Origin of the sequence: Streptomyces sp. DSM 40750 (genome assembly GCF_024612035.1) — a bacterium.
Classification (GTDB): domain Bacteria; phylum Actinomycetota; class Actinomycetes; order Streptomycetales; family Streptomycetaceae; genus Streptomyces.
Map to the genome: position 1 here is coordinate 3233372 of NZ_CP102513.1, position 20859 is coordinate 3254230.

Annotated in this window: 20 protein-coding genes and 1 riboswitch; of the genes, 8 read left to right on the forward strand and 12 right to left on the reverse strand. The window is 69.8% G+C overall.

The annotated features are described in order from the left end of the window. Positions 1 to 16: 16 nt before the first annotated feature. The 4 genes from JIX55_RS14425 to JIX55_RS14440 all read right to left on the reverse strand — a co-directional run bounded on the left by JIX55_RS14425 (position 17) and on the right by JIX55_RS14440 (position 4317). Positions 17 to 1054: a C40 family peptidase gene (locus JIX55_RS14425; protein WP_257563713.1), complete on the reverse strand. Its 1038-nt coding sequence runs from the start codon at positions 1052 to 1054 to the stop codon at positions 17 to 19. Between the two features lie 317 nt (positions 1055 to 1371). After that, positions 1372 to 2403 carry a C40 family peptidase gene (locus tag JIX55_RS14430; protein ID WP_257563714.1) on the reverse strand — a complete coding sequence of 344 codons (1032 nt, stop codon included), beginning with the start codon at positions 2401 to 2403 and terminating at the stop codon, positions 1372 to 1374. A gap of 259 nt (positions 2404 to 2662) precedes the next feature. After that, positions 2663 to 4006: an NYN domain-containing protein gene (locus tag JIX55_RS14435; RefSeq protein WP_257563715.1), complete on the reverse strand. Its 1344-nt coding sequence runs from the start codon at positions 4004 to 4006 to the stop codon at positions 2663 to 2665. Between the two features lie 71 nt (positions 4007 to 4077). Then, positions 4078 to 4317, reverse strand: a complete 240-nt coding sequence (locus tag JIX55_RS14440) for a hypothetical protein (protein WP_069771227.1) — start codon at positions 4315 to 4317, stop codon at positions 4078 to 4080. A 198-nt stretch (positions 4318 to 4515) separates the two neighbouring features. On the opposite strand from JIX55_RS14440, the gene JIX55_RS14445 reads away from it, so the two are divergent. From JIX55_RS14445 to JIX55_RS14475, 7 genes are all read left to right on the forward strand, one after another. After that, positions 4516 to 5271, forward strand: coding sequence for a rhomboid family intramembrane serine protease (locus JIX55_RS14445; protein WP_257563716.1), 756 nt, complete (start codon positions 4516 to 4518; stop codon positions 5269 to 5271). Continuing rightward, positions 5268 to 5549, forward strand: coding sequence for an Lrp/AsnC family transcriptional regulator (locus tag JIX55_RS14450; protein ID WP_005478309.1), 282 nt, complete (start codon positions 5268 to 5270; stop codon positions 5547 to 5549). The genes JIX55_RS14445 and JIX55_RS14450 overlap by 4 nt, the downstream gene beginning before the upstream one ends. An 81-nt stretch (positions 5550 to 5630) precedes the next feature. Then, positions 5631 to 5933 carry a small secreted hydrophilic protein gene (locus JIX55_RS14455; protein WP_257563717.1) on the forward strand — a complete coding sequence of 101 codons (303 nt, stop codon included), beginning with the start codon at positions 5631 to 5633 and terminating at the stop codon, positions 5931 to 5933. Next, positions 5860 to 7356 carry a sensor histidine kinase gene (locus JIX55_RS14460; RefSeq protein WP_443046416.1) on the forward strand — a complete coding sequence of 499 codons (1497 nt, stop codon included), beginning with the start codon at positions 5860 to 5862 and terminating at the stop codon, positions 7354 to 7356. Before JIX55_RS14455 ends, JIX55_RS14460 begins: the two co-directional genes overlap by 74 nt. Positions 7357 to 7387: 31 nt before the next feature. Further along, on the forward strand, positions 7388 to 8059 hold the full coding sequence (locus JIX55_RS14465; protein WP_257563718.1) for a response regulator transcription factor: 672 nt from the start codon (positions 7388 to 7390) through the stop codon (positions 8057 to 8059). A 135-nt stretch (positions 8060 to 8194) separates the two neighbouring features. After that, positions 8195 to 9610: an SLC13 family permease gene (locus JIX55_RS14470; protein WP_257563719.1), complete on the forward strand. Its 1416-nt coding sequence runs from the start codon at positions 8195 to 8197 to the stop codon at positions 9608 to 9610. Positions 9611 to 9776: 166 nt separating this feature from the next. Continuing rightward, positions 9777 to 11012 (forward strand): glycerate kinase family protein, encoded by a 1236-nt coding sequence (locus JIX55_RS14475; protein ID WP_257563720.1) that lies wholly within the window; start codon positions 9777 to 9779, stop codon positions 11010 to 11012. Positions 11013 to 11040: 28 nt separating this feature from the next. Here the strand turns inward: JIX55_RS14475 and JIX55_RS14480 are convergent, their stop codons facing one another. The 7 genes from JIX55_RS14480 to ctaE all read right to left on the reverse strand — a co-directional run bounded on the left by JIX55_RS14480 (position 11041) and on the right by ctaE (position 18947). After that, positions 11041 to 11385, reverse strand: a complete 345-nt coding sequence (locus tag JIX55_RS14480; RefSeq protein WP_331609739.1) for an outer membrane protein assembly factor BamB family protein — start codon at positions 11383 to 11385, stop codon at positions 11041 to 11043. Between the two features lie 226 nt (positions 11386 to 11611). After that, positions 11612 to 12973 (reverse strand): aminotransferase class V-fold PLP-dependent enzyme, encoded by a 1362-nt coding sequence (locus JIX55_RS14485; protein WP_257563722.1) that lies wholly within the window; start codon positions 12971 to 12973, stop codon positions 11612 to 11614. A 187-nt stretch (positions 12974 to 13160) separates the two neighbouring features. After that, positions 13161 to 13277: riboswitch (SAM riboswitch) on the reverse strand. Between the two features lie 229 nt (positions 13278 to 13506). Then, positions 13507 to 14571, reverse strand: a complete 1065-nt coding sequence (trpD, locus tag JIX55_RS14490; RefSeq protein WP_257563723.1) for an anthranilate phosphoribosyltransferase — start codon at positions 14569 to 14571, stop codon at positions 13507 to 13509. A gap of 154 nt (positions 14572 to 14725) precedes the next feature. Beyond that, complete coding sequence (qcrB, locus tag JIX55_RS14495) at positions 14726 to 16366, reverse strand: cytochrome bc1 complex cytochrome b subunit (protein ID WP_257563724.1); 1641 nt, start codon at positions 16364 to 16366, stop codon at positions 14726 to 14728. After that, positions 16363 to 17421: a cytochrome bc1 complex Rieske iron-sulfur subunit gene (gene qcrA, locus JIX55_RS14500; RefSeq protein WP_257563725.1), complete on the reverse strand. Its 1059-nt coding sequence runs from the start codon at positions 17419 to 17421 to the stop codon at positions 16363 to 16365. The genes qcrB and qcrA overlap by 4 nt, the downstream gene beginning before the upstream one ends. Beyond that, positions 17418 to 18227, reverse strand: a complete 810-nt coding sequence (gene qcrC / locus JIX55_RS14505; protein WP_257563726.1) for a cytochrome bc1 complex diheme cytochrome c subunit — start codon at positions 18225 to 18227, stop codon at positions 17418 to 17420. The genes qcrA and qcrC overlap by 4 nt, the downstream gene beginning before the upstream one ends. A gap of 99 nt (positions 18228 to 18326) precedes the next feature. After that, the gene (gene ctaE / locus JIX55_RS14510) at positions 18327 to 18947 is read right to left on the reverse strand and encodes an aa3-type cytochrome oxidase subunit III (RefSeq protein WP_257563727.1); all 621 of its coding nucleotides are present in this window, start codon (positions 18945 to 18947) and stop codon (positions 18327 to 18329) included. A 145-nt stretch (positions 18948 to 19092) separates the two neighbouring features. Here ctaE and JIX55_RS14515 point away from each other — a divergent pair, with 145 nt between their 5' ends. Beyond that, positions 19093 to 19494, forward strand: coding sequence for a hypothetical protein (locus JIX55_RS14515; RefSeq protein WP_257563728.1), 402 nt, complete (start codon positions 19093 to 19095; stop codon positions 19492 to 19494). 110 nt (positions 19495 to 19604) lie between these two features. Here JIX55_RS14515 and JIX55_RS14520 read toward each other — a convergent pair whose 3' ends face one another. Further along, positions 19605 to 20852 carry a L,D-transpeptidase gene (locus JIX55_RS14520; RefSeq protein WP_257563729.1) on the reverse strand — a complete coding sequence of 416 codons (1248 nt, stop codon included), beginning with the start codon at positions 20850 to 20852 and terminating at the stop codon, positions 19605 to 19607. Between the last annotated feature and the right edge of the window lie 7 nt (positions 20853 to 20859).

Below are 20859 nucleotides of genomic sequence, written 5' to 3' on the forward strand. Positions count from 1 at the left end.
GCATGGCGTACGGCGGTCAGGGGCGGGTGACCGAGGCGATCGGCATCATGCCGACGGGGTCGTAACGGACGGGGGCACCGGGGTAGGGGGCGTGGATCACCTGGCCGTTGCCGACGTACATGCCGACATGGCTGGCGTCGAACCGGTAGGTGACCAGGTCGCCGGGCCGGGCCTGGGAGAGCGGGACCTGGGTGCCGGCGTACCGCTGGGCCTGTGAGGTGCGCGGGAGGCCGACGCCGGCCTGTCCGTACGACCAGACCATGAGGCCCGAGCAGTCGAAGCCGTCGGGGCCGGCGGAGCCCCAGATGTACGGCTTGCCGAGGGCGGAGCGGGCGGCGGCGACGGCGGCGGCCGCGCGGCCGTTGGGCGCGAGGGCGTCGGAGAGATCGGGCATGTCGGTGCGGCCGGACCCGCCGGAGCGGGAGGCGCGGTCGTACTCGGCGCGCTCCTGGTCCGGGAGGGAGTTGAGCAGCTGCCGGGCCTTGGCGAGCTTCCGCTCGACGGTCTGCTTGTGCCTGGCGACGGCCTTGCGGCTCTTCTCCAGCTCCGCGAGCTTGCCGATGGCCTCCTGGCGGTTCTGGGAGAGGTCGCGCATGGCCTGCTGGAGGTTGTGCAGTTCGCCCGCCTGGTGGGCGCTGATGCGGTCCAGGGCGGCGGCCGTGTCGAGGTAGTCGTCGGGATCGTCGGAGAACAGCAGGGTGATCGCCGGGTCGACGCCGCCGGAGCGGTACTGGGCACCGGCGAGCGAACCCAGCGGCTCACGCATGGCGTTGATGCGTTCCTGCTGCCGGGCCATCGAGTCCTGCGCGGTGCCGACCTGGTCGCGCAGTTCGCCGGCACGCTCGTCGGCCTTGTTGTACGCCTCGGTGGCCTGCTCGGCCTCCTCGTACAGCCGGTCCACCTCGGCCCGGGTGGTGGTGGTGTCGTGCGGCGAGGCGGCGGCCGACTGGACGGGAATGGTGCTGAGGGCGGCGGCCGCGGCGGACAGCACACCGAGGGCGGCGGCCGCGCCCCGGTCGAACCCGGACGGTACAAGGCGACTGTGGGACACCACGGGAAGCCGCACTCCCTTCGACGGTGGACAGGGGCCCTCCCTCGGGTCCGCGGCGGCGACCCCGGTCCGGGGCGCGCTCACGGCGGGTGAGGGAAGCGCGGCCGACAGTAGTCGCGCGACCATGTCACAGCCAAAGACCTCTGCGGGCACACAGCGTGACGTCCGGACCGGGACCCAGGTCACCAGCGGGGGAAGCGGTCAGCACGGGGTGCGGGAATTCGCCCGTTCGGGCGGCCCTGTGTCCTGATCTCGAAGAAGGAAAAAGGCCGACTGTCACGGTCCGTGATCAGTCGGCCTTGCTCAAGCCACCTCGGGTGTCAGATCCGGACACCGAACTGGAAGGTGCCGATGGTGCTCATCGACTCGTAGCGGACGACCTTGCCCGGGTACGGGGCGTGGATGATGGTGTCGTTGCCCGCGTAGAGGCCGACGTGTCCCAGGTCGTTGAAGAAGACAAGGTCGCCCGGCATGAGCTGGTCGCGGCCGATCCGGGTGCCGTCATTCGCCTGCGTGTACGTGGTCCGGGTGATCGACACACCGGCCTGGGCGTAGGCCCACTGGGTCAGCCCGGAGCAGTCGTAGGAGTTGGGGCCGCTGCCCCCGGAGACGTAGGGCTTGCCGAGCTGGGTGTCGGCGGCGGCGAGGGCGGCGGCGCCGCGATCGGAGGCCGGCGCCTCGTTGCCGAGGTCGACGCGGTCGCCGGCGTCACGGCTGGCACGCGTCTCCTGCTCGTCCAGGGCGGCCTTCTCCTCGGCCGTCAGGGAGTTGAGGAGCTTCTGCGCCGCGGCCAGCTTGCTCTGGACTTCCTTCTTCTTCTTGGTCAGGGTCTCGCGGGTGTCGGCGAGGTCCTCCAGCTTCTCGGAGGCCTCCTGGCGCTGCTGCGCGAGCGTGCGCTGCTTCTCCTGGATCTTCTTCAGCGACTCGACCTGCTGACCGGTCAGCTGGTCGAGCGTGGCGGCCTTGTCCAGGTAGTCGTCCGGGTCGGCGGAGAGGAAGAGCTGGATCGAGGAGTCGATGCCGCCCGAGCGGTACTGGGCGCTGGCCGCCAGGCCTATGCCCTCACGCAGCTCGTTGAGGTCTTCCTGACCCCGGGCGACGTTGTCCTGGATCGTGGAGATCTCCTTTTCGAGCTTCTCCTGCTTCTCCTGGGCCCCGTTGGCCTTGTCGGTGGCCCGCTCGACCTCTTCGTAGAGCTTGTCGACCTTGGCCTTGACCTCGTCCTTGCTCGGCTTCTCGCTGGGCGCGGCGTTGGCGGCCTGCGAGGTCAGGGCCACAGCAGCGGCGGCGGCAGTGGTGAGCACGGTCACACGCGCACGGCTCGGCTGCTTCGGTCGACGGTGGGACGCCACGGTAGGTGAACTCCTTCATGTGAGCGACCGGCCGGCGGGGACTCCGGCGACGATCACCCGTTCAGAGGTTTGAGCCCCGACCCTAGTGACCTAATGATGATCACTTCAAATCCCCCACAGGAAAAATCCCGTCCCACGGCGCACAATTCACACTCAACGCACACGCAGTGATGCCCGATTGACGCTACGTCGCGCAACAGTTCCGTCAATTCGGGCATAGCGCCTGTACGTTGCTGTTGGGACGGACGGGGCCGAAGAGTCAGGAAAGCCGCTTGAGGAGCACCGCGGAAGCCACCGGCCTGGCTCCCGCCTTGGCGATTCCGTCGGCCACCTCGCGGTCGGTGGAGGCGACGATGACCGGTCGGCCGGGCGGCTCGGCGCGCACCAGCTGACGGATCAACTCGTCGGCGGTGACACCCGGCTTGGAGAACAGCACCCGCACCCCGCGCGGCGGCGCGAGCAGCACCGGCGCGGCCAGCTCGGCCCCGTCGAAGACACAGGTCACCTCGGCGCCGGTCTGGGCGGCGAGCTGCGAGAGCTGACCCAGGAGCCTGAGTCGCTGCTTCTCCAGCGGCATCTGCGGATAGCCGGTCTTGGTGACGTTGTAGCCGTCGACGACGAGATGCGCCTGCGGCAGCGCCAGCAACTGGTCCAGGATCGCGGGGTCGTTCTCCGACAGCGCGCGGGCGGCGATGTCCTTCGGGGTCATCCGCCCCGGCTCGACCGCGTCGACCGTCTCGGCGGGCCGCACGGAGAGCGGCGGCAGCGCCAGCTCCCGCCGGAGCCCCTGGGCCGCGTCCAGCACGGTGTCCAGCAGCAGCCGTACGCGCATGTCCTCGACGCTGCGCCCCTCGCGGGCCGCCCGCCGGGCGGCCTCCAGGGCCGCTTCCGCCTCGCCGAGCCGAGCCTTGAGCCGCCGGGACTCGCTCTCGGCGACGGACACCTGGGCCTGCCCCTCGGCGCGCACGGTCTCCATCTCGGCGTGCAGCTTGCGCAGGGCGGCCTCTCCGCGCTTGACGTCGCTGAGGGCGGCCCGGAGCTTGCGGTGCAGGGAGTCGGCGTCCCTCTTCACCGTTTCCAGCTCCGCGCGCAGCCGTTCCGTCTCGGCCTTCGTGTGGCCACGGGCCTCGGCGAGCTGCTCGCGCAGCCGCTCCAGCTCGGCGCGGCTCTCCTCGTCGGCCCGCTCGGCGTCCGCCCGCTGGGCCTCCTCGCCGGCCGCGGTGACCAGCTTCACCCAGCCCGTGGGGCGCAGTACATAGGCCGCGGCCGCCACGTCCAGCGGCTCCGCGGCCGGGGGCGGCGCACCCGTGTCGAGGGCGCCGGCCAGCTCCGGGTGGGCCTCCCGGAAACGCTCCCCGATGCGCTGTCTGAAAAGTGTGTCGGTCTCCACCGCGGCGGCCATCGCGTTGCCCGCGAACTTCACCCGGCGATTCGGGGTGAACCGGGCGTACTGCCTGAGCTGTGCGGGCAGTTCGGCGACGGTCAGTCCGCCGAAGCCGTCGGAGACGATCTGCACGACGCGTTTGCGGACGCCCTCGGGCAGCGGACGGTCGAGCACCTCAGCGGCGCCGTCGCCCGGCTCCCCGCCTGTGGTCTCCACCATCCGTCACACCCCATTTCTCAGCGGGGCCCTCTCCCACTCTCGACTTCGCTCGAGCGGGGGAACCCCCATCCTCAGGAGCCGGCGCCCGGCCTGTCCACGAGTTCCACCTGGTCCACGGCGTTGCACCAGCGGCAGCGCACCGACTCGATGGTCTCACTGACCACGTCGCGCTCCTCGACCTTGGGCTCCCCGGCGAGGTCGAGGTGAACGTACTCGACGACCTTCGACGAGCGGGTCACGTCGAAACGTGTGAGGTTTCCACAGAGGGTGCAGCGCCAGCGGGTCGTGTCCGTCGGCAGGGGAACCGTCATCGTGGCTGCTCTTCCTTCTTCCAGTCTCCGTGATGCGCCGGCCTCCCGGTGCGTGTGGCTCGTAACCCTACGGCCTGACCGGTACTCGATGCCCATTCGCCTGCGGCGGCGGCGCCGATCGCGTCCGGCGGTCGGCCCTCTCCCCACCGGCGGCGAGGCGGTCTGTGCGGGTGGGTCCCGTTACGTCATGATCTGCTCATGATCGGCAAGTGGAGCACTACGGCCGACCGGGCCGTACGAAACGAGTCGGCGCCGGTGACGTACGGGCTGATCGCCGTCTGCTGTGCGATCTTCCTGATCGGCCCGGCCGCCGGCCTGAACCCGGTGTACGGCACGGGGGACGAACTGCTCGCCGCGCAGCGGGCGTACTTCCGCCGCTGGGGCGTCGTCCCCGTCGAACTCTTCGACGGCACCCCGCGCGCGGCGCTCGCCCCCGCCACCGCGCTCTTCGTCCACGGCAGCTGGCTGCATCTCCTCGGCAACATGCTCTTCCTCTTCGTCTTCGGGGCCATGGCCGAGGAACGCATGGGCCATGTGGAGTTCGCCCTCTTCTACGTGGGCTGCGGTTATCTCGCGCTGGTGGCGTACGCGGCGGCGCACGCCGGGTCGCCGCAGTCGCTGGTCGGCGCGTCCGGGGCGATCTCCGCGGTCCTCGGCGCTTTTCTCTTCCTTTTCCCCCGAGCGCGCGTGACGAGCCTCTTCCCGTTCCTCTTCTTCCTTCCACTGCGTTTTCCTGCCTGGGTGACCCTGCCGTTCTGGGTGAGCCTGCAGTGGCTGGCCGCGGGGCGGCAGACCTCGGGGCCGGGGGTCGCCTATCTGGCGCATCTGGTGGGGTTCGGACTGGGGTTCGTCTACGCGTGGGGGCGTTATGGGCGTAGGGCTAGAGTGAAACCGCCAGTGGACGCCCCACAGAACGTCCCAGCTCCGGCCCCCGAGGGAGAGAAACAGCCGTGATCACCGCGATCGTGCTCATCAAGACCAGCGTGGACCGGATTCCGGAGATCGCGGAGTCGATCGCCGCGATCGACTCCGTGACCGAGGTGTTCTCCGTGACCGGTACGTACGATCTGGTCGCCATGGTCCGGGTGAAGGAGCACGAGGATCTGGCCGATGTGATTCCGGGGCGTATCAGCAAGATTCCCGGGGTTCTGGGGACGGATACGCATGTGGCGTTCCGGGCTTACTCGCAGCATGACCTCGAGGCCGCGTTCGCCATCGGACTGGACGGCTGAAAGCCCGCGGGCTCCCCAAGATGAAGAAGTCCTCATCTTGCGCTCATCCGTGACGCCGGTCCCCTCCGCAGGATCGTTCCCATGGTCTTCTCTCGCCGGATCGCGGCCCTTGCCGCCGTCGTGGCGATTCCGCTCGGTATCGCCGCGACCAGTTTTGCCCTGACCGACAGCCCTCAGGCGCCGAAGGTGCCGCCGAAGGTGGAGTTGGAGAGCGGGTCGCCGAGTCCTACGCCTTCGCGGCCGGAGGCGACGCCCAGTGACGAGGTCGTGTCGCGGCCTCCGGTGACCGACAGCCCGGCGAGTGATGACGATGACGACAACCCTGGGCAGGACGGACAGGACGGGCAGGACGCCGACGACGACGGAGCCGGTGACGACGGCTGAGGCGCCGGCCCGGCGGGTCTCGGCCCGGGTCCGGATCCTGCTGTGGCTGCTGCTGGTGATGGCGGTGGCGCTCGCCTCGGTGGCGACGACCACACGGTCGATCCTGTTGCGGGACGTGGACCAGCGGATCAACGTGCTGCTGGTGCAGGAGGCCGGGGAGTTCACCAACCTTCAGGCGCAGGGGGTCGATCCGGAGACCGGGGGGCCCTTCACCGAGCCGTCGCGGCTGCTGCGGGTCTTCCTGCAACGACAGAACGCCGACCTCGACGAGGAACTGATCGGACTCGTGGGCCGGGCCGACGGCGGCCTCACACGGCTGAGACAGCAGCGGGAGATTTCCGTCGCGCTGCCGCTGTACAAGGACGCCGACGCACAGCGGGAGATCTTCGAGTCCCCCGAGTCCACGGGGACGCTGGAGCGGGCGGCCGGGGAGATCCGCTGGGCGAAGGTGGAGGTGGCCCGGTACGGGTCCGAGGCGGACGCGGCCTTCGTGGTCGCCTTCCATCCGGCGAGCGAGAAGGAACGCGCGAACGAGGTGTTCCGGGTGCTGCTCGCCATCTCCGGGGTCGCCCTGCTGATGACGACCGGTATCGCGTGGGTGGTGGCGGGGCGGATCCTCAAGCCCGTACGGCTGGTGCGGTCCGCCGCGGCCCAGCTCACCGAGCAGGACCTCACCCGGCGCATCCCGGTGCACGGCCGGGACGACGTGGCCGCGCTCGCCGAGACGTTCAACGCGATGCTCGACCGGCTGGAACGGGCCTTCGCCGCGCAGCGGGAGTTCGTCGACGACGCGGGGCACGAATTGCGCACGCCCATCACCATCGTGCGGGGCCATCTGGAGCTGATGGGCGACGATCCCGCCGAGCGCGAGGAGACGGTCCGGCTGGTCACCGACGAACTGGACCGGATGAGCCGCATCGTCGAGGACCTGCTGCTGCTCGCCAAGGCCGAACGGCCCGACTTCGTCAGCCCCGAACCGGTCCAGCTCGCCGAACTCACCGCCGATGTCTACGTCAAGGCCCGCACCCTGGGCGAACGCGACTGGCAGCTCGCCGAAGTGGCGGACCGGGAGGCCGAGTTGGACCCCCAGCGGATCACCCAGGCGATGGTCCAGCTCGCCCAGAACGCCGTGCAGCACACCACCGCCGGCCAGACCATCCGCATCGGCTCCCGCGCCGAGGGCTCGTCCGTCGAGCTGTACGTCGTCGACTCGGGGCCCGGTGTGCAGCCGCAGGACACCGAGGTGATCTTCGAACGGTTCCGGCGCGGCACGGCCCGGCGCGGCACCCGGGGCTCCGGTGCGGGCCTCGGCCTGTCGATCGTCCGCGCGATCGCCGAGGCCCACGGCGGCCGCGTACGGCTCCACGACACCGAGGGCGGCGGCGCGACCTTCGTACTGACCCTGGAAGAGGCACGCACGTGAAACGGACCGACGGCGAAGGGGCGACGCTCCCGTGAACCGCATTCTCATCGTCGAGGACGAGGAACGCATCGCCTCCTTCGTGGAGAAGGGGCTGCGCGCGGGCGGTTTCACCACGACCGTGGTCGGGGACGGCGACGCGGCGTACGAGTACGCCCTCACCGGCGGCTTCGACCTGATCGTCCTCGACATCGGGCTGCCCGGACGCGACGGGTTCACCGTCCTGCGCGAGCTGCGCGAGGCCCGGGTGACCGTGCCGGTCATCGTGCTGACCGCGCGGGACTCCGTACGGGACACCGTGGCCGGCTTGGAGGGCGGCGCCGACGACTGGATGACCAAGCCGTTCCGCTTCGAGGAACTGCTGGCGAGAGTCCGCCTCCGGCTGCGTACGGCGGCCCGGGCGCCCGAGGTGACGATGCTGCGCAGCGGGGAGCTGACCCTGGACCTGCGGACGCGGCGGGCGAGGGCCGGGGAGCGGTTGGTGGACCTGACGGCGAGGGAGTTCGTGCTGCTCGAGCTGTTTCTGCGGCACCCAGGGCAGGTGCTGTCGCGGGAGCAGATCCTGTCGCACGTGTGGGGCTACGACTTCGATCCGGGTTCGAACATCGTGGATGTGTATGTGCGGGCACTGAGAAAGAAGCTGGGGGCCGCACAGCTGGAAACGGTGAGAGGCATGGGCTACCGGTTGCCTGCGAAAGCGCCCTGAAGGGGCGCGGGGCTGTATCGATTCGCGGCCCCGCCGCGTGGGCGCGACCAGCCCCCACCGGCCCGCGGTCGAACGTGAAATCTCCTTCATATGCGACTCATCAACGGCTCACCCGCCGACTGAACCCTTGATGACGTGACCCTGAACTTCCGTCTCGCCGCCTCCCTCTGCATAGCCTTCTCCCTCTGCGCGCTGCTCGCGATGCCCGGCAACTTCGCCGGCCTCGGCGGCGAGGCCCGCCTCACCCTCGCGGTGTTCGCGCTGGCGACCTGCGCCTGGATCGGGACGCCCATCGACGACACGTACATCGCGCTGGGCGCCGGTCTCGCCCTCACCGTCACCGGAGTGATCAGCAACGACACCCTGTTCGGCACCCTCGGCGACTCGACCATATGGCTGCTGATCTGCGCGTTCGTGCTGGCGGCGGCGGTGACGCGGACCGGGCTCGCGGGGCGGGCGGCGGCGTTCCTGGTGAGCGGGGCGCGGAGCGTGCGGCAGCTGGCGCATCTGACGACGGCCGCGCTGGTGGTGACGGCGTTCGCGGTGCCCGCGACCTCGGGCCGGGCGGCGCTGGCGCTGCCCGTGTTCCTGGCCCTCGCGAAGGCCCTGGCCGACCGGAAACGACTGGTAGTGATGATGGCGTTGCTGTTTCCGACCGTGATCCTTCTGTCGGCGGTAGCGACTCTGATCGGTGCGGGCGCACATCTGATCACCGTCTCGGTGCTGTGGGAGGCGACCGGCGACCGTATCGGCTTCACGGAGTGGCTGCTGCTGGGGCTGCCGCTGGCGATCGTCTCGTCCCATCTGGCCGCCGAGGCCGTCCTGTTGACGACGACCCGGCGCGAGGACCGCCGTGGTCCCGTGAAGATCACGGTCGCGGAGATCCAGCTCCACAGCGAGCAGCCGGTGACCGGCCCCTGGTCCCCCGCCGAGTCGCGCTGCGCCCTGCTGCTCGCCACGGTCGTGGTCCTGTGGTGCAGCGAGCCGCTCCACGGGGTCTCCCCGGCCGTGGTCGCGCTGATCGGCGCGGTCGTCGCCTCCTCGCCGGTCCTGGGCACCGTACGGCTGAAGGACGCGCTGAAGACCGTGCCCTGGTCGATGCTGCTCTTCATGGCCGCGACGATGGCGATGGGCGTCGCGCTCAGCGACTCGGGAGCGGCGAAGTGGCTGGTCTCGGGGCTGCCCACGGGGGTCACACCGCTGGTGTTCCTCACGGTGGTCGTGGCGCTCAGCACGGCCGCGCACCTGGTCCTGCAGTCCCGGTCGGCGCGGTCGTCGGTGCTCGTCCCGCTGGTCGTCGCGGCGGCCGTGGGCGCCGGGGTCAACCCGGTCGCCGCCGCGCTCGCCTCCACCGCCGCCGCGGGCTTCTGCCACACCCTCCCGGCCTCCGCGAAGCCGGTCGCCCTCTTCGCCGACCTGCCCGGCACCCCCACCTACACCCCACGCGACCTGCTGCGCCTCTCCGCCGTCCTGGCCCCGCTGACCGCCGCCCTCGTCGTGCTCTTCGCGGTGGCGGTATGGCCGCTGCTGGGCGTACCGCTGGTCCCGTGACGCCATGAACACCCACGCCGCGCGAGCCCGTACCGCCGCGAACCCATGCCTCCGTGAGCCCATGCCTCCGTGAGCCCATGCCTCCGTGGGCCCGGCGCGCCACGCTCCCTCGGTTCCCTCGAACTCACATCCCACCGCTGCCACGACCCCATAGGAGCCCTGAAGCATGCTGAACCGAGTCGCCGTAGCCCCCAGTGGCTTCAAGGAGTCCCTGTCCGCCGAGGCCGCCGCCGACGCCATCGCGGAGGGCGTCCGCCGGGTCGTGCCCGACGCCGAGGTGGACCTCATCCCCCTGGTGGACGGCGGCGAGGGCACGGCCGCCGCGCTGGCCGCCTCCACCGGGGGCCGCCTGGTCTCCCTGCTCGCCACTGGCCCGGTCGGCGAGCCGGTGGACACCCACTTCGGCCTCCTCGGCTCCCACGACCCGGCCATGGCGCAGACGGCCGTGGTGGAGATGGCGGCCGTCGCGGGCCTCACCCTCGTCCCGCGCGCCCTCCGCGATCCCGGCGCCACCACCACGTACGGCGTCGGCGAGCTGATCCGTGCCGCGCTCGACACAGGCGTACGGCGCGTCCTGATCGGCTGCGGCGACTCCGGCACCTCGGACGGCGGGGCCGGCGCCCTCCAGGCGCTGGGCGCGCGCCTCCTGGACGCGGAGGGCTGCGAACTCGCGCCGGGGGGAAGGGCGTTGACTCGCCTGGACCGTATCGACCCGTCCGGCCTGGACCCCCGTCTCAAGGACGCGGAACTGCTGGTCGCCTGCAACCCGTTCAACGTGCTGTGCGGCGAGCGGGGCGTCGCACGCGTCTTCGGCCCGCAGAAGGGGGCGACGCCGGAACAGGTCGAGGAGTTGTCGGCCGGCCTGGAGAACTGGGCGTACGTCCTCACGCGGGACCTGCGCGACTCCGCCCCCACCGGCACGGACCTCCACGACGGCCCGGGTACGGACGTCCGTCCCGCCTCCGTCACCGACCTCCGGCACGGCCCCGGCACCGGCGCCTCCGGCGGTCTCGGTGCCGGGCTGGCCGCTGTGGGGGCCCGGCTGCTCCCCCGCTTCGAGGTGCTGCTGAGCCATCTGGACCTCGACGCCCGGCTCGCCCGCGCCGACCTGGTCATCACGGCCGAGGGCGCCCTCGACCACCAGACCCCCCGCGGCAAGGTCCCCGCCGAGGTGGCCCGCCGCGCCAAGCTGCACGGCCGCCCGGTCCTCGCCCTCGCGGGCACCCTGGGCGAGGGCGCGCACGAGGTGCCGGGCGTGGACGCCTGCACCGGCATCCTGCCCGCCCCGATGGCCCTCGCCGAGGCCTTGGTCCGCGCCAGCGAACTCCTCACGGACGCCACGGAACGGGCGCTGCGGATGATGGTGCTGGGCGCACGGGTGACAGCGGGGATCAGGAGCTGAGCCCGCCGACCGGAGGCGACCGACGGGATCAGGAGCCGAGGTCGACGGCCGCGATGCCGTCGGAGGTGACGGTGTAGAGCCTGCCGTTGCCGACCACCGGGCTGTTGCCGTTGCCGCCCTGGGTGCCGACCGGGAGCTTCCACAGTCGCAGGCCCTTGCCGTCGATCGCGTGCAGCTCACCGCCCGACCGCAGATAGAGGACGCCGGCACGCTCCACCGGGGTGGGGAGCGGGGCGACGCCGGGGTACGTCCACCGGGCCGCGCCGTCGGCGCTGGTCGCCACCAGCATGTTTCCCTGCACCGCGACGAAGACGTCCCCGACGGCGGTCGTGATCGAGGCGTAGCCGCCGCCCCGGCCGTGAGCGGCCCACACGCGTTCGCACCTTGACAGCCAGCAGCACCCCGGTGCGCGCCTCGGCGAGATAGACCTCGCCCATGCCGCCCGCACCGAGCCTGCCTCGCACCTCGTAAGGGCCGATCCGCCGAGGATCCGTCTCGCGCAGCGCCCGCACCCCGTGCACCCCGTGCTCCCCCGTCCACCGTTCGGCTGCCGAGGGGAGCGTATACGCCGGGTATGACGCCGGGTACACGTCAGGGGATCAGACGGCGGGCACGCAACGCCCGTCCTCCGTACGGTAGTTCCACTTCGCGCCGTCCCGCACGAGCTCCTTCACCGCGCCCACGAACCGCTCCACGTGCTCGTCGGGCGTGCCCGCGCCGAAGCTCACCCGGATCGCGTTGAGGGACCGCTCACCTGGTGCGGCCTCGGGGGCGCCGCATTCGCCCTGGGTCTGCGGGTCGCTGCCGAGGAGGGTGCGGAGCAGCGGGTGGGCGCAGAAGAGACCGTCGCGGACGCCGATGCCGTACTCGGCGGAGAGCGCGGCGGCGAAGTGGGAGCTGTTCCAGCCCTCGACGACGAAGGAGATGACGCCGACGCGCGGGGCGTCGTCCCCGAAGAGGGAGAGGATCCGGACCTTGGGCACCTCGGCGAGACCGGCCCTTACGGTGTCGATCAGGTACTGCTCGCGGGCGAGAAGCGTGTCGAACCCGGCCTCGGTGAGGGCCTTGCAGGCGGAGGCGATGGAGTAGGCGCCGATGACGTTGGGCGAGCCGGCCTCGTGGCGGGCGGCGGTCTCGTGCCACTCGACGTCCACACCCCCGTCCGTACGCCGGCTCACCTTGCGGCTGGCGCCGCCGCCCGCGAGGTACGGGTCGGCCTCGCGCAGCCAGTCGGCGCGGCCGGCGAGCACGCCGGAGCCGAACGGGGCGTACAGCTTGTGCCCCGAGAAGGCGACCCAGTCCACGCCCAACTCCTGTACGGAGACGGGGTGGTGGGGCGCGAGCTGGGCCGCGTCGAGCACGATCCGCGCACCGTGCGCGTGCGCGGCGGCGGCCAGCTCGCGCACCGGCCAGATCTCCCCGGTGACATTGGAGGCACCGGTGACGCACACCAGCGCCGGCCTCTGCGGGTCGCGGCCGGCGAGGGCACTTTCCAGGCCGGCCACGGCCTCCTCCGGCGTACGCGGGGCGTCCAGGTACGTCACCCGCGCGCCCCGCCACGGCAGCAGCGAGGCGTGGTGCTCGGTCTCGAAGACGAAGACCTGGCAGTCGGCGGGCAGCACGGCGGCGAGGAGGTTGAGCGAGTCGGTGGTCGACCGGGTGAACACGACCTGGTCGTCGTCGCGGCAGTCGAGGAACTCGGCGACGGTCTTCCGGGCGTTCTCGAAGAGATCCGTGGACAACTGCGACAGGTATCCGGCGCCCCGGTGCACGCTCCCGTAGTACGGGGCGTACGCCGCGACGTCGTCCCACACCCGCTGCAACGCCGGGGCGCTGGCGGCGTAGTCGAGCGCGGCGTAGGTGACCTCGCCGCCGGTGACGAGCGGGACGGTGACATCTCGTCCCAGAACGGGCAGCGGGGCACAAACGGACTGGACAGCGGCAAGGGTGGAGACAGACATGGGGGAACTCCCGTGAAAGCAAGCGGAATCACCGTGCCGGACACCAGGTCGACGGCACAGGAAAGCCGAAAAGGGGGAAAGGGAAACGCGGAGGCGGGGCTCTGCGGCCCTATCGCATTCGCTTGCTCACGGAAGGCTCCCTCGAACGACCAGGACCCCTGGCGTATCCACTCAGAAGAGTGCGAGGGGTCCGCGCTTGCCGTAGACCTCTCTGCCTACGACCTGGTCTTCACCCGGGGCACCCCGCCACGGACGGAGGGTTGCCGGACAGCCGGCCGGGGCCTTTTGGCTGTCGCTCATGACCTGCCGAAAAACGTACGCGAAGTGATCGCCGCGCCGCAACTTCTGTCCGGATGGCGGGATGAGGGCGCCTTATAGCTCGGGGGGGTCTGTTGTGTGGCGAGTGCGGGTGGTGTGTGGTTGCTCGCGCAGTTCCCCGCGCCCCTCAAAAAGCAGGGGCTGCGCCCCCGTGCTTTTTGCTTTCAGGGGCGCGAGGAGCCCCACCACCCGCAGACAAACAACCCAGCAGGGCGCTAGACGTTGGTGGCCGCGACCCACCGCGCGAGAACCCGCTGCGCCGACCCCGAGTCGATCGACTCCGCGGCCTTCGCCATCCCGTCCCGCAGTTGCTCCGCCAGGGAACCCGTCCCCGGCGACAACGCCACCAGCGCCGCCGCCGAGTTCAGCAGCACCGCGTCCCGCACCGGCCCTGTCTCGCCGCCCAGCAACCGACGCGTGACATCCGCGTTGTACGAGGAGTCGGCCCCCCGCAACGCCTCCACCGGCACCAGCTCCAGCCCCACGTCCCGCGGGTCGAAGGTCTCCTCGGTCACCTTGCCGTCCCGTACGACCCACACCCGTGACGTGGCGGTCGTCGTCAACTCGTCAAGCCCGTCGTCACCCCGGAAGACCAACGACGAGTTGCCGCGCTCGGCGAAGACGCCCGCCATGATCGGTGCCATCCGCGGATCGGCGACACCGACCGCCTGGGCGCGCACCTTCGCCGGGTTCGCCAGCGGCCCCAGTGCGTTGAAGACGGTCCGGATGCCCAACTGCCCCCGCGCGGCGGCCACATGACGCAGCGCCGGGTGGAACTTCACCGCGAAGCAGAAGGTGATCCCGGCCTCCTCGGCGACCTCGGCCACCCGCTTCGGCGTGAGCTCCAGATTGACGCCCAGCTTCTCCAGCACATCGGACGCGCCGGACGCCGACGACGCGGCCCGGTTGCCGTGCTTGACGACCTTCGCACCCGTACCGGCGACGACGATCGACGACATCGTGGAGATGTTGACCGTCTTGGCGCCGTCCCCGCCCGTACCGACGATGTCGACGGTCCTGCCCGACACCTCGATCACATTGGCGTGCTCGTACAGCGCCTCGACGAGACCGGTGATCTCCTCGACGGTCTCCCCCTTGGCCCGCAGCGCCACCACGAACCCGGCGATCTGCGCGTCCGTCGCCTCGCCGCGCATGATCTGGTCCATGGCCCAGAACGTGGCGCCGGCGTCCTGGTCGTGCCCGGACAGCAGCGCGTTCAGCACCGCGGGCCAGGAACGGCCCGCCGTGGTGTCGCCTCCAGCGGGGGTCACAGCGCTCATAGCCGCTCCTGGGTGTGTCGTAGCGCGAGGAATGCCGCGCAAACCGTGAAGTCCGTCATGCGCTCCCACCCTATCCAGCCACGGGCACGGCGAAGGGCCCCCGTCCGAAGATCGGACGGGGGCCCTTCGACCGTGGTGTGGCGAAGCGAAGCGATCAGTGGTGGCCGTGGCCGCTCGTGATCTCCTTGTACTCCTCGACGGTCGGCTTGGCGATCTGCGAGTCCTCGCCGTAGTAGCCCTTGCTCAGCTTGGCGCGGAGCTTCTCGCGGCGCGTGATCTTGCGGGCGACACCGTTCTCGTCGACCGCGGGACCGATCTCGGCCGGCGCGTACTGCTCGTGCGCCGTGAGCGTGTGCAGCTGCTCCTGGCTGAGCGGCTCGTGGACCTCGATGAACTCACCGTGCGGCAGGCGCTTGATGATGCCGGTCTCGCGACCGTGCAGGATCTTGTCCTTGTCCCGGCGCTGCAGGCCGAGGCAGATGCGCTTGGTGATGACGAACGCGAGGACCGGGGCCACGAAGAACGCGATCCGGACGAACCAGGTGATCGCGTTGATCGACAGGTGGAAGTGGGTCGCCCAGAGGTCGTTTCCACCACCGATCAGCAGCACCATGTACCAGGTGATCCACGCGACACCGAAGGCCGTACGGGTCGGCGCGTTGCGCGGGCGGTCCAGGATGTGGTGCTCGCGCTTGTCGCCGGTGACCCAGGACTCGATGAACGGGTAGACCGCGATCGCGACCAGGACCAGCGGGAAGATCACCAGCGGGATGAACACGCCCAGGACGAGCGTGTGACCCCAGAAGTTGATCTCCCAGCCCGGCATGACACGGATCAGACCCTCGGAGAAGCCCATGTACCAGTCGGGCTGGGCGCCGGTCGACACCTGGTCCGGACGGTAGGGGCCCATGGTCCAGATCGGGTTGATCGTGGCGATCGCCGAGATGATCGCGATGACACCGAAGACCAGGAAGAAGAAGCCTCCGGCCTTGGCCATGTAGACCGGCAGCAGCGGCATGCCGACGACGTTGTTGTTCGTCTTTCCGGGGCCCGCGTACTGCGTGTGCTTGTGGTAGAAGACCAGGATCAGGTGCGCCACCACGAGGCCGAGCATGATGCCCGGCAGCAGCAGGACGTGGACCGAGTAGAAGCGGGCCACGAAGTCGCCGCCCGGGAACTCTCCGCCGAAGAGGAAGAACGACAGGTACGTGCCGACGATCGGCACGGACAGGACCGCGCCCTCCATGAAGCGGACACCGGTGCCGGAGAGCAGGTCGTCCGGGAGCGAGTAACCGGTGAAGCCGGTGAACATGCCGAGGACGAACAGCAGGAAGCCGAACAGCCAGTTGACCTCACGCGGCTTGCGGAACGCGCCGGTGAAGAACACACGCATCATGTGCACGAACATGCCGGCGAGGAAGACCAACGCGGCCCAGTGGTGGATCTGCCGGATCAGCAGACCACCGCGCACCTCGAACGAGATGTGCATGGTCGAGTTGAACGCCTCGGACATCAGCTGGCCCTGCAGCGGGACGTACGGGCCGTGGTACTCCACCTCGTTCATCGAGGGGTGGAAGAACAACGTCAGGTACACACCCGTGAGGATGATGATGATGAAGCTGTACAGGCAGATCTCGCCCAGCATGAACGACCAGTGGTCGGGGAAGATCTTGCGCATGTTGGCCTTGGCCAGGGAGTAGATCCCGAGCCGGCCGTCGGCCCAGTCGGCGACGCGCTCGCCGGCCGGTGCCTTCCCGCGCTTGTCGCGCGCGTCGGTGGTGGTTGCAGTGCTCATCCGCGCTCCCAGAAGGCAGGACCGACGGGCTCTTCGAAGTCGCTGACCGCTTCGAGGTAGCCGTCTTCACCGACGGTGATCCTCAGCTGCGGAAGGGCGTGACCCGCGGGGCCGAAGATGACCCGGCCGCCGTCGGCGAGGTCGAAGGTGGACTGGTGGCAGGGGCAGAGCACGTGGTGCGTCTGCTGCTCGTACAGGGAGATCGGGCAGCCCACGTGGGTGCAGATCTTCGAGTACGCGACGATGCCCTCGTGCGACCACTCCAGCTCGCGCTTGTCCTTGATGTCGCCCGGCTGGATCCGGACGATCATCAGGGCATCCTTGGCGATGTTCTTCTGGAAGTCGTGGTCGTGCTCGTCCAGGCCGTCCGGCATGGCGAAGGTCAGCGACCCGACCGCGACGTCCGCGGGACGCAGCGGCTCCATGGTGTTCATGTTGACGAGCTTCTTGCCCTTGGCCCAGGTGGTGTGCCGCAGCTTGGTGCCGGGCGCCGGACCGAGGCCGCCCAGCAGCATGACACCGGAGAGCGGGAACAAGGCCAGCGCGCCGAACATCGTGTTGCGGATCAGCTTGCGGCGGCCGAGCGCGGACTCCTGGGCACCGTCCTTGAAGTCGGCCATGACCTTGGCCTTGACCTCGGGCGACGCCTCGATCGGGTGCCGCTCGTCGGCGACCTCCACGTCCGACATCAGCGTGCGGGCCCAGTGGACCGCGCCCGCGCCGATGCAGAACAGCGACAGGCCCAGCGTCATGCCCAGCGCGAAGTTCAGCGCGCTGATGTGACCGATCGGCCAGACGTAGATCGCCTTGTCGACGTCGATCACCAGGTACGCGGCGATGAACGCGACAGTGGCCAGCATCGACACCGTGAACAGCAGGGCGACCGTGCGCTCGGACCGCTTCGCGGCCCGCTCGTCGATGTCCTGGATCCGGTGCTCGTGGGGCGGCAGGCCAGGGTCCGCGAACGGGTTCTTCTCGTCCGCGACCTTCACCGCGCCGTGCGCGTCGCCCTGCTCGATGGGCAGGTTCTCTTCTGGAATCTCTTGGCTACTCATGACTTCTTGGCCTTTGCGGTCCGAGCGGCGACCCAGACGGCGACGGCGATCAGCGCGCCGAGCCCGAACACCCAGCCGAAGAGGCCTTCGCTGACCGGGCCGAGCCCGCCGAGGCTGAGGCCACCGGGCTCCACGGTGTCGTCGCTGTTGACCGCTTCGAGGTACGCGATGATGTCCTTCTTGTTCTCCTCCGACAGCGTGGTGTCGGGGAAGGACGGCATGTTCTGCGGGCCCGTCTGCATGGCCTCGTAGATGTGCTTCGGGTCGACACCCTCAAGGTCCGGCGCGTACTTGCCCTCGGACAGCGCACCGCCCTTGCCGGTGAAGTTGTGGCACTGAGCGCAGTTGGTGCGGAACAGCTCGCCGCCCTCGGCGATGTCCGCGCCCGCGGGGTTGTACTCGTTCTCGGTCGGGATCTCCGGACCGGCGCCCAGGGAGGAGATGTACGCCGCCAGCTGGTCGATCTCGGCCTGCGAGTAGATGACCTTCTTCTTCGGGACCTGCGCGCCCGGCTGCTGGGCCGGCATACGGCCGGTGCCGACCTGGAAGTCGACAGCTGCCGCGCCCACACCAGTGAGCGGCGGACCGTCGGTGGTGCCCTGACCGCCGGTGCCGTGGCAGCTGGCGCAGCCCACGGCGTAGAGCTTCTTGCCCTCCTCGATGGTGAGGGTCTGGGCGGTTTCTTCGGCCACCGCCTTGTCCGCAGGTGCGAAGGCGGTGTACAGCCCCGCGCAGGCCGCCAGCGCGATGAATAGGACGACGACCGCCGCCAGCGGATGGCGTCGTCGTGCGGAGAGCTTTTTCACGGATTACCCCGGTGTCAGGATCTTCTGCGTCGGTGCTTCTGGAAGGGTCGTTCTCGGTCCGAGGCGGGCACATCGGTCCGCCCGGCTCGGCCGCCCGATTTACTTGATCATGTAGATCGTGGCGAAGAGGCCGATCCAGACGACATCGACGAAGTGCCAGTAGTAGGACACGACGATGGCCGCGGTCGCCTGCTCGTGGGTGAACCTCCTGGCCGCGTAGGTGCGCCCGAGGACCAGCAGGAAGGCGATGAGGCCGCCCGTCACGTGCAGGCCGTGGAAGCCGGTGGTCAGGTAGAAGACCGAGCCGTACGGGTCGGACGAGAGCGACAGGCCCTCGTGCTTGACCAGCTCGGTGTACTCGAAGACCTGACCGCCGATGAAGATCGCACCCATCACGAACGTGACGATGAACCACATCCGGAGCTTCTTCACGTCCCCGCGCTCGGCGGCGAACACGCCGAGCTGGCAGGTGAGCGAGGAGAGCACCAGGATGGTGGTGTTGGTCGCCGAGAACGGGAAGTTCAGGGTGTCGGCCTTCTCCGCCCAGAACTCGGGGCCGGTCACCGATCGCAGGGTGAAGTACATCGCGAAGAGGGCCGCGAAGAACATCAGCTCGGAACTCAACCAGATGATGGTTCCGACGCTGGTGAGGTTCGGCCGGTTGACCGACGGGTGCGCGTGCCCGGTTTCTACTGTCGTTGCTGTCGCCACGACCGACATTATGTCGGTCGCTTATCCCGCCCTGACTCCGGGGGGTGCCGTTCGGAGTGTTGCTCCCTTCCGTACCGGTGCTGACGTGGTGTTCGAGGGAGTAGCATCCGCGCATCGGGCCTGTCCTTAACGACGCTGACGTCACGGAGGAACAATGCAGCCGACCGCCACGGTGCTGGTCTACAGCGACGACTCCAACACCCGGGAGCAGGTGCGACTGGCCTCCGGCCGGCGACCGGCTCCTGATGTACCCCCGGTCGAGTTCCTGGAGTGCGCCACGCCCGCCGCCGTCATCAAGGAGCTGGACAAGGGCGGGATCGACGTCTGTGTGCTGGACGGTGAGGCCGTGCCCATGGGCGGCATGGGGGTGTGCCGACAGATCAAGGACGAGATCTTCGACTGCCCGCCGGTGCTGGTGCTGATCGGGCGGCCGCAGGATGCGTGGCTGGCGACGTGGAGCCGGGCCGACGCGGCGGTGACGCTGCCGGTGGAGCCGGTGGAGTTCGCCTCGGTGTTGGCTTCCTTGCTGCGGCGTAAGAGTGCCTTGAGCGCCTAATGGCTCGGGAGGCCCTGACGGACGGCGGGTGCGGGTGGAGTGTGGTTGATCGCGCCCACGCGGCGGAGCCGCATATGTCGCAGTCCCGCGCCCCTTCAGGGCGCGTCCCCTCACACTGACTCTGGTCTCAAGCGGGCCTTCTCCGTGTGGACGGGGGCCTGCTTCGTGCCGCCCAGCAGCGCGCTGCCCTCGCTCCACTTCTTCCAGTCGAGGTTCCAGTCGCCGAAGCCGTTGCCGAAGGGGGCCATGGTGTCGCCGCCCGAGTTGACGACCTGGACGATGTCTCCCTCGTTGATGGTGTCGTAGAACCACTGGGCGTTGCCGGAGCTCATGCCGGTGCAGCCGTGGCTGACGTTGGCGTACCCCTGGGAGCCGGTGGACCAGGGGGCGGCGTGGACGTACTCACCGCTGTTGGTGACCCTGACGGAGTGGTGGACGGTCAGGTCGTAGAAGTCCGCGGCGCCTATGCTGGCGCTGGTCATGCGAACGGTACCTTCCTTGGCCAGTACGACCTTGACGCCGTTGCGGGTGTCGTAGCCGGGCATGCCCGTGGTGACCGGGATCTCCTTGATGACCTGGTCGTTCTTGTAGACCTTCATGTGGTGCGCCGCGGCGTCCGTGACGGCGACGATCTTGTCGCCGGTGGTCAGCCGGAGAGGCTTCGCCGTTCCGCCCCAGAGGCGGTCGCCGATCTTGATGCCCTCCAGATTGCTGCGGACCTGGATGGTGGCGTTGGCGGGCCAGTACTCCTTGGGGCGGTAGTGGAGCTTCTTGTCGTCCACCCAGTGCCAGGCGCCCTCCGCGGAGGGCAGGGAGTCGACCTTCAGGGCCCGCTCGACTATCGCGCGGGACTCCTTGTCCTTGACGGGCACGCTCAGGTCGGCGGTGACGGGCTGGCCGACGCCGTACCTGCCCGCCTCGGGGCCGAAGGTGACGTCGAGACGCTTCTTGGTGACGGGGCGGCCGGTGTGGAAGGTGAGGGTCTCGCGGCCGGGGGCGCCGTCGTCGTCCTCGGTGCTCACACGGACCGTGTAGCGGGCGTTGGCGGCGAGCGGTGAGGTGGAGTGCCAGCGACCGCCGTCGGCGGAGAGTTCGCCCGCCACATACCGTCCTGCGGCGTCCACGGCCGTGACGTCGGTGATCCGCCCGTCGTCGTCGGCGGTGACTTCCAGCGGCTTGTCCGGGTCGGCCTTCTCGCCTCCCCCGGTGGAGGTGTTGAAGGAGATCTGGTCGGCCGCGTCGTAGGGCCGGTTCGAGAGCGGGTGGCCGCCGGAACCGCAGGCGGTGACGCCCGCTCCCAGGGAGACCACCAGCAGGGTGCAGCTGACGACCGTGCGGTTACGGGGTGAAGTGCTCATGAGTTCA